This window comes from Microbacterium gilvum, from assembly GCF_039543865.1.
Classification (GTDB): domain Bacteria; phylum Actinomycetota; class Actinomycetes; order Actinomycetales; family Microbacteriaceae; genus Microbacterium; species Microbacterium gilvum.
In genome coordinates, this window is record NZ_BAABKO010000003.1 from 180,130 (window position 1) to 194,572 (window position 14,443).

12 protein-coding genes are annotated in these 14,443 nt (G+C 72.0%); 9 read left to right on the plus strand and 3 right to left on the minus strand.

Features of this window, described 5'->3' with window-relative positions; genetic code table 11:
• Positions 1 to 15: 15 nt before the first annotated feature.
• Both ABD998_RS10035 and ABD998_RS10040 read right to left on the minus strand, forming a co-directional pair.
• Complete coding sequence (locus tag ABD998_RS10035; RefSeq protein WP_345438662.1) at positions 16 to 1,626, minus strand: ATPase; 1,611 nt, start codon at positions 1,624 to 1,626, stop codon at positions 16 to 18.
• Between the two features lie 131 nt (positions 1,627 to 1,757).
• The gene (locus ABD998_RS10040) at positions 1,758 to 2,204 is read right to left on the minus strand and encodes a MarR family transcriptional regulator (RefSeq protein WP_345438665.1); all 447 of its coding nucleotides are present in this window, start codon (positions 2,202 to 2,204) and stop codon (positions 1,758 to 1,760) included.
• Positions 2,205 to 2,264: 60 nt separating this feature from the next.
• Here ABD998_RS10040 and ABD998_RS10045 point away from each other — a divergent pair, with 60 nt between their 5' ends.
• Both ABD998_RS10045 and ABD998_RS10050 read left to right on the plus strand, forming a co-directional pair.
• Entirely contained in the window at positions 2,265 to 3,482 is a 1,218-nt protein-coding gene (locus ABD998_RS10045; protein ID WP_345438667.1) for a multidrug effflux MFS transporter, read from the plus strand.
• A gap of 103 nt (positions 3,483 to 3,585) precedes the next feature.
• Positions 3,586 to 5,100, plus strand: coding sequence for a glyceraldehyde-3-phosphate dehydrogenase (locus ABD998_RS10050; RefSeq protein WP_345438669.1), 1,515 nt, complete (start codon positions 3,586 to 3,588; stop codon positions 5,098 to 5,100).
• A 43-nt stretch (positions 5,101 to 5,143) separates the two neighbouring features.
• On the opposite strand, the gene ABD998_RS10055 is transcribed toward ABD998_RS10050, so the two are convergent.
• Positions 5,144 to 5,905, minus strand: coding sequence for a GntR family transcriptional regulator (locus tag ABD998_RS10055; RefSeq protein WP_345438671.1), 762 nt, complete (start codon positions 5,903 to 5,905; stop codon positions 5,144 to 5,146).
• 170 nt (positions 5,906 to 6,075) lie between these two features.
• Between ABD998_RS10055 and iolC the strand changes: the two genes are divergently transcribed.
• The 7 genes from iolC to ABD998_RS10090 all read left to right on the plus strand — a co-directional run bounded on the left by iolC (position 6,076) and on the right by ABD998_RS10090 (position 14,436).
• On the plus strand, positions 6,076 to 7,020 hold the full coding sequence (iolC, locus tag ABD998_RS10060; RefSeq protein ID WP_345438673.1) for a 5-dehydro-2-deoxygluconokinase: 945 nt from the start codon (positions 6,076 to 6,078) through the stop codon (positions 7,018 to 7,020).
• Between the two features lies 1 nt (position 7,021).
• Positions 7,022 to 7,927: a class I fructose-bisphosphate aldolase gene (locus tag ABD998_RS10065; RefSeq protein WP_345438675.1), complete on the plus strand. Its 906-nt coding sequence runs from the start codon at positions 7,022 to 7,024 to the stop codon at positions 7,925 to 7,927.
• Between the two features lie 26 nt (positions 7,928 to 7,953).
• A complete protein-coding gene (locus tag ABD998_RS10070) occupies positions 7,954 to 9,489 on the plus strand; it encodes a CoA-acylating methylmalonate-semialdehyde dehydrogenase (RefSeq protein WP_345438677.1) in 1,536 nt (511 codons plus the stop codon).
• A 91-nt stretch (positions 9,490 to 9,580) separates the two neighbouring features.
• Positions 9,581 to 10,471: a 5-deoxy-glucuronate isomerase gene (iolB, locus tag ABD998_RS10075; RefSeq protein ID WP_345438680.1), complete on the plus strand. Its 891-nt coding sequence runs from the start codon at positions 9,581 to 9,583 to the stop codon at positions 10,469 to 10,471.
• A gap of 2 nt (positions 10,472 to 10,473) precedes the next feature.
• On the plus strand, positions 10,474 to 12,387 hold the full coding sequence (iolD, locus tag ABD998_RS10080; RefSeq protein ID WP_345438682.1) for a 3D-(3,5/4)-trihydroxycyclohexane-1,2-dione acylhydrolase (decyclizing): 1,914 nt from the start codon (positions 10,474 to 10,476) through the stop codon (positions 12,385 to 12,387).
• Positions 12,388 to 12,407: 20 nt separating this feature from the next.
• A complete protein-coding gene (locus tag ABD998_RS10085) occupies positions 12,408 to 13,457 on the plus strand; it encodes a LacI family DNA-binding transcriptional regulator (RefSeq protein ID WP_345438684.1) in 1,050 nt (349 codons plus the stop codon).
• Positions 13,458 to 13,512: 55 nt separating this feature from the next.
• Positions 13,513 to 14,436 (plus strand): sugar phosphate isomerase/epimerase family protein, encoded by a 924-nt coding sequence (locus ABD998_RS10090; RefSeq protein WP_345438686.1) that lies wholly within the window; start codon positions 13,513 to 13,515, stop codon positions 14,434 to 14,436.
• The last annotated feature ends 7 nt before the right edge of the window (positions 14,437 to 14,443 follow it).

The window sequence follows — 14,443 nt, forward strand, 5'->3', positions numbered from 1 at the left end:
CCGGACCCGCGCGGCTCAGCCTCCTGCGGGACCGAGACCCCGCGCGATCGCCGCACCGGCGGCGAGCCACGCGCGCTGCGTGGCCGGCTTGAGCGCGCCGTAGTGGAGGAGGCCGCCGATCATCGCCGGGTCGTACGGCACGCTCACGACGTCGCGCGCGAGGGTACGGTAGCCGTCGACGACCTTGCGGTGCTCTGTCGTCGACGCGTGGGGGTCGGCCTGGCTGACGACGGCGACGGCGTTCTGCGCGAGCCGCGCCGAACGGGCGTCGCGCGAGGCCAGCGCCTCAAGGAGCAGGGCGCCCGCCTCGGCGTGCTCGGCGCGCGAGGTCGTCGTGACGACGATCTGGTCGGAGTGGTCGATCATGCGCAGCCACATCGGGTCGGACTCGTCGTTGCCGGAGTCCATGACGATGAGGCGGTAGTACTTCGAGGCGACGGCGTGGATGCGGTCGACGTCGTCGGAGTGGATGCGCTGCTGCTCGGCGAGCACCATCGGCTTCGACCGCAGCACGTCGAACCGGTCGCGCGTCTGGTGGTGCACGAAGCGTGCGAGATCGGCGGCCTGCGCGTCGGCCGACAGCAGGCGGTCGGTCTCGGGGAGCAGCTCGTGCAGGGTCGCCTCGTGCGGCCCCTGCTCGGTGCGCCAGCCGAGCGTCCCGCGCGTCTGGTTGTTGTCCCAGGCGAGCACGCCCGCGCCGCCGAAGCGCGCGAAGACCGCTGCCGTGAGGATCGTCGTGGGCGTCTTTCCCGCGCCGCCCTTGCCGTTCACGACGGCGATCGTGCGCGGTCCGAACCAGTGCTGCGCGACGGCCGTCTGATCGGCCCGCTCGGCGCGCTCGGCCGATCCGGGCGGGACGCGCATGCCGGTGCGGACGAGCGCACCGCGCCATCCGCGTGTGGCGAGCTCCTCGGCATCCTGCTCGGCGGCGAGGAAGGAGCGGCGCTCCTCGGGGCCGGAGGGCTCGGGAGACGACGCGGGGGCGGTCCGCGACGGGGCCGCCGACCGGGCCGGCGCCGGGTTCGCGCTGCGCGGGGGAGCGGGCGCGGGTGACGCGGTCGCGGCGGGCGCTGCGGAGACCGGCGCTGCGGATACCGGCGCTGCGGAGACGGGCGCTGCGGAGACCGCAGGGGCGGGGGCCGGCGCGGCCGGTGCCGGTGCAGATGCCGGGGCGGCGAGCGGCACGGAGGAGATCGGGGATGCCGCGACCGGGGCCGTTACGGAGGACGCAGGGACGGCCGTGGGCCGGGTCGACGGCGTCTCCTCGGCGGGCGTCTCCGGTCGAGCGGGTGAAGGGCGGATGGCGGTGTCGGCCGACACCTCGTCGTCCTCGTCCGGCCTCTCGTCCGCACCGGCGGGGGCCTGCGGCACGGAGCCCTCGTCCGAGTCCACGCGACCGTCGGGATGCACGAGCAGCGGCCAGTCGCCATCCGGCTCGTGCACCACGACCTGCACGGGCCCGCCGAGCAGCGCCGCGATCTCGGCGGTGCGCCGCACGATCTCGCGCCTCGCGTCCTCGATGAGCGACGTCGGGATCTCCTGGGGAGTCTCGTCGACGGTGAGCTCGGCCGAGCCGTCGGGGCGGATGACGGCGGAGAGTCCCGCGCGCGTGGAGTCGTGGGGCATGTCCTCAGCCTACAGACGTCGACCAGTCGTCGTACGGGGGCAGTTCTGCCCTGTCCAGGTCGCACTTCCCGGCCCCGGATGCCCATTCTGAGGGCGGGAAGTGCGACCGGGGCGAGGCGGGAAGGCGGGCGTCAGGCGCGCCCGGTGCGGGCGTCGGCTGCGGCGTCGGCGAGGTCGCCCAGGGAGTGCGACAGCACCGCCGCGTCGAGGGCCATCCCCCGCGCGGGGGCGAGCGTGCGCGCCCAGACCTCGCGCAGCCGTGCGAGGTTCTCATCGGCGAGCGGCGTCGCGCGCACCACGACGCCGCGGCGATCGCCCGTCGGATGGTCGCGTGTCACCAGTCCCGCGCGCTCGAGCTGGCGCAGCGCCTCGCTCACGTTGGGGCGCTTGATCCCGAGCCGTTCGCCGATGTCGCTCGGCGAGGCCCCGTCGCGGTGGTGCACGTGCCGCAGGACCATCCGCGCGGTCGCCGTGAGCGCGACGACGTCGGCCTCCTCGGCCATCCGCAGCTCGATCTCGCGCGCGAGCGTGAGCACCGCGTCGGCGAGCGCGGCGAGATCGGCGTCGTGCGGGGACATGATCCGATCCTATGCGCGCATCCGCTATGATTATGCCGACATAACCAAGTCGAGGAGATCATGAGCACGGGAACCATCGCCCAGTCATCCGCCGTCCGCGTACGCAGCGGGGAGGCGATCGGCGCCGCGCTGCTGCTCGTGCTCGCCCTGCTGTCGGCCGTGGCGCCGTTCGCGACCGACCTCTACCTGCCGGCCTTCCCGCAGATGGCGGTCGACCTCGCCGCGGACGCCACCGGTATCCAGCTGACCCTGACGGGCTTCCTCGTCGGCGTGGCTGCCGGCCAGCTCGTCTTCGGGCCGCTGTCCGACCGGTTCGGGCGCCGCGGGCCCCTGCTCGTCGGCGCCGTCGCGCTCGTCGTGTCGAGCGCCGTCGCCGTGCTCGCTCCCACGCTCCCCGTGCTCATCGCGGCGCGCGTCGTGCAGGGCCTCGCCGGGGCGGCGGGCATGGTCCTGGGCCGCGCCATCATCGCCGACCTCGCGGAGGGCGCGGCGGCGGCGCGCGCCTTCAGCCTCATGATGATCGTCGGCGGGGTCGCGCCCGTCGTCGCGCCGCTCGTGGGCGGCTTCCTCTCCGAGCCGCTCGGATGGCGCGGCGTGCTCGGCGTCGTGCTCGGCATCTCCGTGCTCATGCTCATCGCCGTCGTGCTCGTCGTGCGCGAGACGCATCCGCGTGCCGCGCGGGCGCGCAGCGGAACGCGACAGGCCGCGGGGCTCCGATCGCGGGCGTTCCTCGGCCACGCGCTCGCGTTCGCCTTCGCGTTCAGCGTCATGATGGCGTACATCTCGGCGTCGCCGTTCCTCTATCAGACGATGATGGGCCTCGACGAGGTGCAGTACGGCCTCCTGTTCGGCCTCAACGCGCTCGCGCTCATGGCGACGAGCGCCCTCTCCGCGAAGCTCGTCGACCGCGTGCCCGCTCGTCGGCTGCTCGCATGGGGGCTCGGCGGATCGCTCGCGGGATCGGCGGCCTTCCTCGTCGTCGCGGTCACGGGTGCGCCGCTCTGGCTGCTCGCGGCATCCGTCTTCGTCGCGGTCGCCTCGCTCGGCTTCGTCCTCGGCAACGCCACGGCGCTCGCGCAGGCCGCCGCACCGGGGGCCGCGGGGTCGGCGTCGGCCGTCATCGGCGCGCTGCAGTTCGGCCTGGCGGCGGTCGTCTCGCCCCTCGTGAGCATCGGAGGCGAGGCGACGGCGGTGCCCTGCGGGATCGTGATGCTCGTCTCCGCCCTCATCGCGGTAGCCGCGTGGGCTTTCGCGGATGGCAAGAAGCGGACTTCTTAACGTGCTCGCGAGTCGCAAGATCGACCTCGTCCGGTCATAGCCTGGTCTCGCCACGAGCAGCGCGGGCGATGACGACCCGCCGACCGAAGGAGACCGAGCGAGCGTGAGCGAGCACTTCGAAGCCCGACGAGCGGAATGGATCGCGCGAGAGGAGCTGGCGGAGCGGATGATCCCGCTCATCGGGCGCCTGTACCGCGAGCACGGGATCGTGACCTCCATCCACGGGCGGCGCCTCATCAACATCTCGCCCGTCGAGATCCTGAAGAACCACCGGTTCACGCGCAAGGTCGGCGACGACGTGCTGCGCCCGGAGAAGACCTACGCCGTGCTCGAGGCGCTCGACGCGCTCCGCCCGGGCCCCGCCTCGGTCGACATCGCGCGGCTCGTCACCCGCTTCGACAGGCGCGGCGGGGCGTACGAGCCCGAGGTGCTCGCGGCCTTCCTCCGCGAGGAGCTCGCGCCCGTCCTCGACGCGCGGGAGTCGACGCCGACGGACGTCGTCCTGTACGGGTTCGGCCGCATCGGGCGCCTGCTCGCGCGCATCCTCATCGCGCACCAGGGGGATGGCACGGGTCTCCGTCTCCGCGCCGTCGTCGTCCGACGCGGGGCGGACGGAGACCTCCGCAAGCGCGCGAGCCTCCTCCGTCGCGACTCCGTGCACGGACCGTTCGCGGGCACGATCGAGGTCGACGAGGAGAACGACACGATCCTCGCCAACGGCACGCTGATCCAGGTCATCTACTCCGACGACCCGGCGGGCGTCGACTACACGGCCTACGGCATCCGCGACGCGATCGTGGTGGACAACACGGGGCGCTGGCGCGACGAGGAGGGGCTCTCGCAGCACCTCCGCGCTCCGGGCGTCGCGCGCGTGCTGCTGACGGCCCCCGGCAAGGGCGCCATCAAGAACATCGTCTCCGGCATCAACAGCGACGAGATCCGCGACGACGACCGGATCCTGTCCGCGGCGTCGTGCACGACGAACGCCATCACCCCCGTCCTCGCGGCGGTCGACGAGGCCTTCGGCATCCGTCACGGACACGTCGAGACCGTGCACTCGTACACGAACGACCAGAACCTCATCGACAACTTCCACAAGGGCGACCGCCGCGGGCGCTCCGCGGCGCTCAACATGGTCATCGCCGAGACGGGTGCCGCGAAGGCCGTCGCGAAGGCCCTGCCGCAGCTCGCCGGGCGTCTGTCGGGCAGCGCGATCCGCGTTCCGACGCCCGACGTCTCGCTCGCGATCCTCAACCTGCAGCTCGAGCGTCCCACGACGAAGGACGAGGTCAACGCGTACCTGCGTCAGACGTCGCTGACATCGCCGCTGCGGCAGCAGATCGACTACGTCGAGTCGCCCGAGGTCGTCTCGACCGACTTCGTCGGCAGCAACCGCGCCGGCATCGTCGACGGCCTCGCGACGATCGCGGGCGAGTCGAGCGTCGTGCTCTACGTCTGGTACGACAACGAGTACGGGTACTCGTGCCAGGTGGTGCGCGTGCTCGAGCAGATGTCGAGCACGCATCCGACCATCCTGCCCGTGCGCGAGCCCGTGACGCTCGCCACGGCGGGCGCGGCGGCCCCGTCGGGCGCGGCCGCGGAGCTCGCCGCCGTGTGAGACCGGGTCGACGGGGGCGACCCGTCGACCGTCCCCGCCCCGGCTACTTCGCGACGAGCGTCGTCTCGAAGCTGTACATGTCGGGGCGGTAGCAGTGGTGCCCGAACTCGATCGCGCGTCCCGACGCGTCGTAGGCGACGCGCTCCATCGTCAGCAGCGGGCCGCCCTTGTCGACGTCGAGCAGCTCGGCTTCGTCGCCGTGCTCGCGGCGGGCGCCGATCCGCTGCTTCGCGACCCGGATGGTCACTCCGCGCGTCCGAAGGATCTGGTAGAGCCCCTGCTGCTCGAGCGTCTCGAGCGAGATGTCCGCGAAGTCGCTCGGCAGCCAGTTCTCCAGCAGCGCCACGGGGACTCCGTCGGTGCTGCGCTGGCGACGCAGGTACAGCGCGTCGCTGCCGACCGCCACGCCGAGCTGCTCCGCGACATCGGCCGGTGCCGCCCGCACATCGCGCACGAGCACGCGCGTCGTGGGGTCGTGCTGCGCGTTCTTGAGGTCCTCGTAGAGGCTCGTCAGCTCCACCTGACGCGTCACCTGACCCTGCACGACCTGCGTGCCGATGCCGCGGCGCCGCACGAGCAGGCCCTTGTCGACGAGCTCCTGGATGGCCCTGCGCACCGTCGGCCGCGATAGGCCGAGGCGGTGGCCGATCTCGATCTCGTTCTCGAGCCTGGCGCCGGGCGCGATCTCGCCCGAGCGGATGGCGGCCTCGAGCCGGCTGGACACCTGGAAGTAGAGGGGGACGGGGCCGGTCCGATCGAGGTCGGCGAAGAGCTCGTCGGGCCATACGGGCTGGTCTGCAGCCATGATGCGCTCCTTTGCGGCCGGCCATCGGCCTAATGTCCCGACAATGTTACCGCGAGGCGGGTTTGTCAGCGGAAGATGCCCTTGCATGACGCGCCGCTTGTGATATTGTCAGGACATAAGCAAACGACCGCTCGGGCGCTGATGCCCGGTCAGGACAACGGAGCACCACGATGAGCACCTCACCCGACGTTCTCGCGATCGGCCGCCTCGGCGTCGACATCTACCCGCTGCAGGACGGCGTCGGCCTCGAGCAGGTCGAGACCTTCGGCAAGTACCTCGGCGGCACGGCCGGCAACGTGACCGTGGCGGTCGCCCGCTACGGACACGACTCCGCGCTCGTCTCGCGTGTCGGCGACGATCCGTTCGGCCGCTACCTCCTCGCGGAGCTCGCGCGACTCGGTGTCGACAACCGCTACGTCGCGACCGATCCGTCGCTCAACACCCCCGTGACGTTCTGCGAGATCTTCCCGCCCGACGACTTCCCGCTCTACTTCTACCGTGAGCCGAAGGCGCCCGACATGAACGTCGACGCCGCGCAGATCGACCTCGACGCCGTGCGGGCGGCGCGCATCCTCTGGTTCACGACGACGGGTCTCAGCGAGGAGCCGAGCCGCGAGGCGCACCACGTCGCCCTCGCGGCGCGCGACCGCCGGCAGCACACCATCCTCGACCTCGACTACCGCCCGATGTTCTGGGAGGACCCCTCCCTCGCGACCGAGCAGATCGCCCAGGTGCTGGGCCAGGTCACGGTCGCCGTCGGCAACCGCGAGGAATGCCAGGTCGCCGTCGGCGAGACCGAGCCGCTGCGCGCGGCCGACGCGCTCCTCGAGCGCGGGGTCGAGATCGCCATCGTGAAGCAGGGGCCCAAGGGCGTGCTCGCCAAGACGCGAGACGAGGTCGTCGAGGTTCCCGTGCACGCCGTCGACGTCATCAACGGCCTCGGCGCGGGCGACGCCTTCGGCGGCGCCCTCTGCCACGGCCTCCTGGAGGGCTGGGGCCTCGAGCGCACCCTCCGCTTCGCCAACGTCGCCGGAGCCGTCGTCGCATCGCGGCGCGAGTGCTCCACGGCGATGCCCACGGCCGACGAGGTCGAGAACCTTCTGCAGGGAGCCTGACATGCCCGCACTCACCGAGGCCGACTTCGAGCGCCTCCGCGACATCCGCGCCCACCGCCCGCAGGAGATCGGCGAGGCATTCGCCGCCCGTCGCCGTCGCGACGTGCTGGCGGGCGACGGCCGCCTCTTCATCGTCGCGGCCGACCATCCGGCGCGGGGGGCGCTCGCCGTGGGCGCCGACCAGACCGCCATGGCCGACCGCTACGAGCTCCTCGACAGGCTCGCGACGGCGCTCACGCGCCCCGGGGTCGACGGCGTGCTGGGCACCCCCGACATCATCGACGACCTCGCCGCGCTCGGCCTGCTCGACGACAAGGTGGTCGTCGGCTCCATGAACCGCGGCGGCCTGCGCGGCGCCGCGTTCGAGATGGACGACCGCTACGGCGCATACGACGTGCCGACGATGGCGGCCAAGGGCATCGACTTCGCGAAGACCCTCGTCCGCGTGAACCTCGCCGACGCCGCCACCGCGCCGACGCTCGAGGCGACGGCGCGGGCCGTCGACGCGGCAGCGGCCGCCCGCCTGCCGATCATGCTCGAGCCGTTCATGAGCGAGTGGCGCGACGGCCGCATCGTCAACGACCTGTCGACCGACGCCGTCATCCTCTCGATCGCGATCGCCTCGGGCCTCGGCGCCGACAGCGCGTACACGTGGATGAAGCTGCCCGTCGTCGACGACATGGAGCGCGTCATGGCCGCGACGACGATGCCGACGCTGCTCCTCGGCGGCGACTCGGGCGCCGACCCCGACGAGACGTTCGCGGCGTGGGAGAACGCCCTCGCCCTCCCCGGCGTCCGCGGTCTCACCGTGGGCCGCACCCTCCTCTACCCGCCGGACGGCGACGTCGCCGCGGCCGTCGACACGGCGGCGCGGCTCGTGCACCGCGACATCCCCGCCGCCGTCTGACTCCTCCCATCCGAAGGACACACCCCATGAGCACCACCGACATCCCCGTCATCGGCCACTGGATCGACGGCGCCGTGCGCGCCTCGCAGAGCGGCCGGACCGCCCCCGTCCACAATCCCGCCACGGGCGCCGTGAGCGCGCATGTGGCGCTCGCCGATCAGGCGGAGATCGACGAGGCGATCGCCTCGGCCCAGCGCGGGTTCGAGACGTGGAGCCGGTTCTCGATCGCGAAGCGGCAGACGGTGCTGTTCGCGTTCCGCGAGCTGCTGAACTCCCGCAAGGCCGAGCTCGCGCAGATCATCACGGCCGAGCACGGCAAGGTCGTCTCCGACGCGATGGGCGAGATCCTGCGCGGCCAGGAGGTCGTCGAGCTCGCAACCGGCTTCCCGCACCTCATCAAGGGCGCGTTCAGCGAGAACGCCTCGACGGGCATCGACGTGTACTCGATCAAGCAGCCGCTGGGCGTCGTGGGCATCGTGAGCCCCTTCAACTTCCCCGCGATGGTGCCGATGTGGTTCTTCCCCATCGCGATCGCCGCGGGCAACTCCGTCGTCCTCAAGCCGAGCGAGAAGGACCCGTCGGCCGCTCTCTGGCTCGCCCAGCTGTGGAAGGAGGCGGGTCTCCCCGACGGCGTCTTCACGGTCCTGCAGGGCGACAAGCTCGCCGTCGACGGCCTCTTGACGGCGCCCGAGGTGCAGTCGGTCTCGTTCGTCGGATCGACGCCGATCGCGCAGTACATCTACGAGACCGCCTCGCGTCACGGCAAGCGCGTCCAGGCGCTCGGCGGCGCGAAGAACCACATGCTCGTGCTGCCAGACGCCGACCTCGACCTCGTCGCCGACCAGGCCATCAACGCGGGCTACGGCGCGGCGGGCGAGCGCTGCATGGCGATCTCGGTCGTCCTCGCGGTGGAGCCCGTCGCCGACGAGCTCATCGAGAAGATCGTCGAGCGCATCGGCCGTCTCCGCATCGGCGACGGCGCGGGAGCCGACGGCGTCGAGCCGGACATGGGCCCCCTCATCTCCGCGCAGCACCGCGACAAGGTCTCGGGCTACGTCGACATCGCCGAGGCGGACGGCGCGACCATCGTCGTCGACGGCCGCGGCTTCCAGGTCGAGGGGCGCGAGGACGGCTTCTTCTTCGGCCCTACCCTCATCGACGACGTGCCGCTCACCTCGCGGGCGTACCAGGAGGAGATCTTCGGCCCGGTCCTCGAGATCGTCAGGGTGAAGAGCTTCCAGGAGGGCGTCGACCTCATCAACTCGGGCCAGTTCGGCAACGGCACCGCGATCTTCACGAACGACGGCGGAGCGGCCCGCCGCTTCCAGAACGAGATCCAGGTCGGCATGATCGGCATCAACGTGCCGATCCCCGTGCCGGTCGCCTACCACTCCTTCGGCGGATGGAAGCAGTCGCTGTTCGGGGACGCGAAGGCCTACGGCGTGCACGGATTCGACTTCTTCACGCGCGAGAAGGCCGTCACGAGCCGCTGGCTCGACCCCGCCACGAGGGGCCAGTCCGACGCCCGCGGCATTAACCTCGGCTTCCCGCAGAACGACTGAGGCTTCGCGAGCGGAGCTCGCCGCCATCCGGTCGCCCCGCGAGCGGAGCGAGACGGTTCCACCCCACGCAACACCAAGGAGAATCGATCCCATGACCGACCAGCGCTGGTTCCATCCCCGCGGCGCGCTCGCGCGCGACGGATGGGAGACGGTCGTCGACGAGACCATCGACGGCTGGGCGCACACGGGCCTCCGCGTCGCACGGCTCGAGGCGGGACAGGAGCTCCCCCTCGAGCCCGGCACGGAGAAGCTCGTCGTCCCGCTCGCGGGCTCGTTCCGCGTGACGACGGCGGACGCCGTCCACGAGCTCGCGGGGCGGGCGTCGGTGTTCGACGGCCCGAGCGACGTGCTCTACCTCTCCACGACCGAGACGGGCGTGCTCTCGGGGGAGGGGCGTGTGGCGGTGGCGACCTCTCCGACGGCGACCGGGTTCCCGACCCGGCTCATCCGCGCGGCCGAGACGCCCGTCGAGCTGCGGGGAGCCGGGGCGTCGAGCCGCCAGGTGCACAACTTCGGCACGCCGCAGGCGCTCGACGCCGCGCGCTTCATCGTGTGCGAGGTGATCACGCCGTCCGAGAACTGGTCGTCGTACCCGCCCCACAAGCACGATGAGCACACGCCCGGCCACGAGTCCCGTCTCGAGGAGATCTACTACTTCGAGACCGCGCCCGCACGCGTCGGCGGCGAGAAGGGTACGCACGAGGCGTCTTTCGGGATGTTCAGCACGTCCTCGTCTCCCGCCGGCGAGATCGACATCAACGCGCAGGTGCGCACGGGCGACGTCGCCCTCGTGCCGTTCGGCTACCACGGTCCCGCAGTCGCGGCGCCCGGGTACGACCTGTACTACCTCAACGTCATGGCGGGCCCCGATGCGGAGCGCGTCTGGCACATCAGCGACCACCCCGGCCACGCCTGGGTGCGCGAGACCTGGGAGGGGCAGGAGCTCGATCCCCGCCTCCCCTACGAGAACAAGGAGGGCTGACCATGGGCAGCACCACGCGAATGACGGTGAGCCAGGCGCTCGTCGAGTTCCTCGCCCGCCAGTGGACGGTCGACGGCGACGTGCGCGAGCGTACGATCCCCGGCGTCTTCGGCATCTTCGGACACGGCAACGTCGCCGGGGTCGGCCAGGCGCTCAAGCAGATCCACCACGAGCAGCCGGGCCTCATGCCGTACTACCAGGCCCGCAACGAGCAGGCCATGGTGCACCAGTCGGTCGGGTACGCCCGGATGCACCGTCGCCGCGGCACGTTCGCCTCCGCCGCCTCGGTCGGCCCCGGCGCCGCCAACATGCTGACGGGCGCCGCGCTCGCGACCTCGAACCGCCTCCCTGCCCTGCTGCTGCCGAGCGACACGTTCGCCACGCGTGTCGCCGACCCCGTGCTCCAGCAGCTCGAGCACCCGCACGACATCGGCATCCAGGTGAGCGACGCGTTCCGCCCCGTCTCGCGCTTCTTCGACCGCGTGCAGCGTCCTGAGCAGCTGTTCTCCATCGCGCTCGCCGCCATGCGGGTGCTGACCGACCCCGCCGAGACGGGCGCCGTCACGATCGCGCTCCCCGAGGATGTGCAGGCCGAGGCGCTCGACGTCCCGGCGGAGTTCCTGCAGGAGCGCGAGTGGCGCATCCGCCGGCCGCGCCCCGAGCGCGACGCGCTCGCCGCGGCCGTGCGCGCCATCCGCGACGCGAAGCGGCCCTTCATCGTCGCGGGCGGCGGCGTGCTCTACTCCGACGCGGAGCGCGAGCTGCGCGCTTTCGTCGAGGCCACGGGCATCCCCGTCGGCACGTCGCAGGCCGGCGGCGGCGTGCTCGCCTGGGACCACCCGCAGAACCTCGGCGGCGTCGGCGCGACCGGAACGCTCGCGGCCAACCGCCTCGCGGCGGAGGCCGACGTCGTCATCGGCATCGGCACGCGCTACAGCGACTTCACGACGGCCTCGCGCACGGCGTTCCAGAACCCCGACGTCGCGTTCGTGAACATCAACGTCGCGGCGTTCGACGCGTACAAGCACGGCACGCAGCTGCCGGTCGTGGCCGACGCGCGCGAGGCCATCGTCGAGCTGGCGGACGCGCTCGCCGGCCTGCGCGTGGACGCCGACTACGCCGAGCGGATCGCGGCGGAGAAGGCCTCGTGGGATGCCGCGGTCGACGCCGCGTTCGCTCCGTCGGGCCTCGCGCTCCCCGGTCAGCCCGAGATCATCGGCGCCGTGCAGGAGTCGAGCGCGCCGGAGGACGTCGTCGTGCAGGCCGCCGGCTCCCTGCCCGGCGACCTCCACAAGCTGTGGCGCGTGCGCGACCCGCTCGGCTACCACGTCGAGTACGCCTTCTCGTGCATGGGCTACGAGATCGCGGGCGGCATCGGCGCGAAGCGCGGCGCCCTCGCGTCGGGCTCCGACCGCGACGTGATCGTCATGGTCGGCGACGGCTCGTACCTCATGCTCAACACCGAGCTCGTGACGGCCGTCGCCGAGGGCATCAAGATCATCGTCGTGCTCATCCAGAACCACGGCTACGCGTCGATCGGCCATCTGTCCGAGACCGTCGGATCCGAGCGGTTCGGCACGAAGTACCGGGCATACGATCCGCAGGCGCGCGACTTCCAGGGCGAGGAGATCCTCCCCGTCGACCTCGCGATGAACGCCCGCAGCTACGGGCTCGACGTCGTCGAGATCGAGCCGACGGCGTCGGCGATCGACGACCTGAGGGCCGCTCTCGCAGAGGCGAAGGCATCCGACCGGTCGACGTTCATCCACATCAACAGCGACCCGCACATCTACGCCCCCGACGGGGCCGGATGGTGGGACGTGCCCGTCGCGCAGGTGTCGACCATCCCGTCGACGCTCGCGGCGCGGGTCGAGTACGAGGAGCAGCTCAAGGCGCAGAGGCCGCTGATCGGCTGAGCGGCGACGGGGGAGGGGCCATGGCGTCGCAGCGCTCCGTCACGATGGCGGATGTGGCGGCTCGCGCGGGCGTGTCGCGCTCGCTCGTCTCGCTCGTCGTCCGCGGCTCGCCGCTCGTCTCCGACGCGCGGCGGGCCGCGGTCGCGGCGGCGATCGACGAGCTCGGGTACCGGCACAACCAGATCGCGAGCCGCCTCGCCGCGAAGTCGACGCGCACGCTGGGCCTGCTGCTGTTCGACCTCCACAACCCCGCGTACGCCGACCTCCACGACGGGGTCGTGGAGGTCGCGGAGGCCGCGGGCTACGAGGTGCTGCTCGTCGCGGGCTCGCGCGACGGCGCCCGCGAGCAGGCCGTGCTCGAGCGCCTCGTGACGCTACAGGTCGACGGCCTTATGGTCGCCGGCTACGTGGGGTCGGCGGCCGACCTCCTCCGGACGGCGCGCGGCCTCCCTGTCGTCGTGGCGAATCGTCGCATCGACGCAGACGGCGTCGACAGCGTGGTGTCCGACGACGCGGAGGGGGCGACGATCGCGGTCGAGCACCTGATCGCGCTCGGGCATCGGCGCATCGCCCACGTCTCCAGCCCGCACGGCAACCCGTATCAGCTGCGCCGTCGCGGCTACGAGGCGGCCATGCGCGCGCACGGGCTCGAGCCGTGGGTGGTGGAGGGCGACCTCGCGGCGACGGGCGGGCGCGCCGCCGTGGCGGCGTGGGGCGAGGGCGAAGCGCTCCCGACCGCCGTCTTCGCCCACAACGACCTCTCGGCGGTGGGCGCGATGTCGGCGCTCGCCGAGCGGGGCGTCGGGGTGCCGGGCGACGTGTCGCTCGTCGGATACGACAACACCGACCTCTCCGCGCTGCCGTCGATCGGCCTGACGACGCTCGAGCAGCACGCCCGCGAGCAGGGCCGGATGGCCGTGCGCATGCTCCTCGAGCGTGTCGCAGAGCCCGGCATCGCGGCACGCGCGGTCGTCATCCCTCCCGTCCTCGTGGAGCGTTCGACGACCGCGCCGCCGCGCGGCGCGACACGGCGGGGACGACTTGACGCGGAGCCACTTGGTGCGCTCTAATCGTCTTTGACGGTATGACCTAACAAAGCCGTCGAGCAAAGGAGCAGGCAGGACGATGACGACCGACAACGCCGCCGCACGCGGCCTCCGCATCGGCACGGCGCCCGACTCGTGGGGCGTCTGGTACCCCGAGCACCCGCGTCAGATCCCCTGGCAGCGCTTCCTCGACGAGGTCGAGAAGGCCGGCTACAGCTGGATCGAGCTGGGCCCCTACGGCTACCTCCCGACCGACCCCCACCAGCTCGAGGACGAGCTCGGCGCACGCGGCCTCAAGCTCTCGGCCGGCACGGTGTTCACGGGCTTCCACAAGGGCGACGAGCAGTGGCAGCGCGCGTGGGACCAGGCCGTCCAGGTCGCGGGTCTCGCCGCGGCCGTCGGCGCGGAGCACATCGTCGTCATCCCCGACATGTGGCGCTCCGACCTCACGGGCGAGGCGCTCGAGCCGCGCACCCTCGACGCCGCGCAGTGGGACAAGCTCGCGGCCGGGCAGGAGCGCCTCGGCAAGGCGCTGCTCGAGGAGTACGGCGTCCGCCAGCAGTTCCATTCGCACGCCGACAGCCACATCGGCACGCGCGGCGAGGTCGTGCGCCTGCTCGAGCTCACCGACCCGCGCTACCTCAACCTGTGCCTCGACACGGGACACTACGCCTACTACGGCGGCGACAACCTCCGCCTCATCCAGGAGCATCCAGAGCGCATCGGCTACCTGCACCTCAAGCAGATCGACCCCGAATACCGCTTCGACGTCCTGAAGAACGACGTGCCGTTCGCCGACTCGGCGAGCCGCATCATGGTCGAGCCGCCGTCGGGCATCCCCGACTTCGCCCCGATCATCGAGGCCGTCTCGGCCATCGATCCCGAGATCTTCGCCATCGTCGAGCAGGACATGCCGGGCGTCGACATCGACCTGCCCCTCGGGATCGCCACCCGCACCCGCCAGCACATCTTCGGCTGCACGTCGTTCGCGCGTCAGCACTGAGCACAGG

Bases quoted from the DNA above. Each gene is read 5' to 3' on its own strand.
- ABD998_RS10035 (WP_345438662.1), bottom strand. From the start codon at position 1,626: ATGCCCCACGACTCCACGCGCGCGGGACTCTCCGCCGTCATCCGCCCC.
- ABD998_RS10040 (WP_345438665.1), bottom strand. From the start codon at position 2,204: ATGTCCCCGCACGACGCCGATCTCGCCGCGCTCGCCGACGCGGTGCTC.
- ABD998_RS10045 (WP_345438667.1), top strand. From the start codon at position 2,265: ATGAGCACGGGAACCATCGCCCAGTCATCCGCCGTCCGCGTACGCAGC.
- ABD998_RS10055 (WP_345438671.1), bottom strand. From the start codon at position 5,905: ATGGCTGCAGACCAGCCCGTATGGCCCGACGAGCTCTTCGCCGACCTC.
- iolC (WP_345438673.1), top strand. From the start codon at position 6,076: ATGAGCACCTCACCCGACGTTCTCGCGATCGGCCGCCTCGGCGTCGAC.
- ABD998_RS10065 (WP_345438675.1), top strand. From the start codon at position 7,022: ATGCCCGCACTCACCGAGGCCGACTTCGAGCGCCTCCGCGACATCCGC.
- ABD998_RS10070 (WP_345438677.1), top strand. From the start codon at position 7,954: ATGAGCACCACCGACATCCCCGTCATCGGCCACTGGATCGACGGCGCC.
- iolB (WP_345438680.1), top strand. From the start codon at position 9,581: ATGACCGACCAGCGCTGGTTCCATCCCCGCGGCGCGCTCGCGCGCGAC.
- iolD (WP_345438682.1), top strand. From the start codon at position 10,474: ATGGGCAGCACCACGCGAATGACGGTGAGCCAGGCGCTCGTCGAGTTC.
- ABD998_RS10085 (WP_345438684.1), top strand. From the start codon at position 12,408: ATGGCGTCGCAGCGCTCCGTCACGATGGCGGATGTGGCGGCTCGCGCG.
- ABD998_RS10090 (WP_345438686.1), top strand. From the start codon at position 13,513: ATGACGACCGACAACGCCGCCGCACGCGGCCTCCGCATCGGCACGGCG.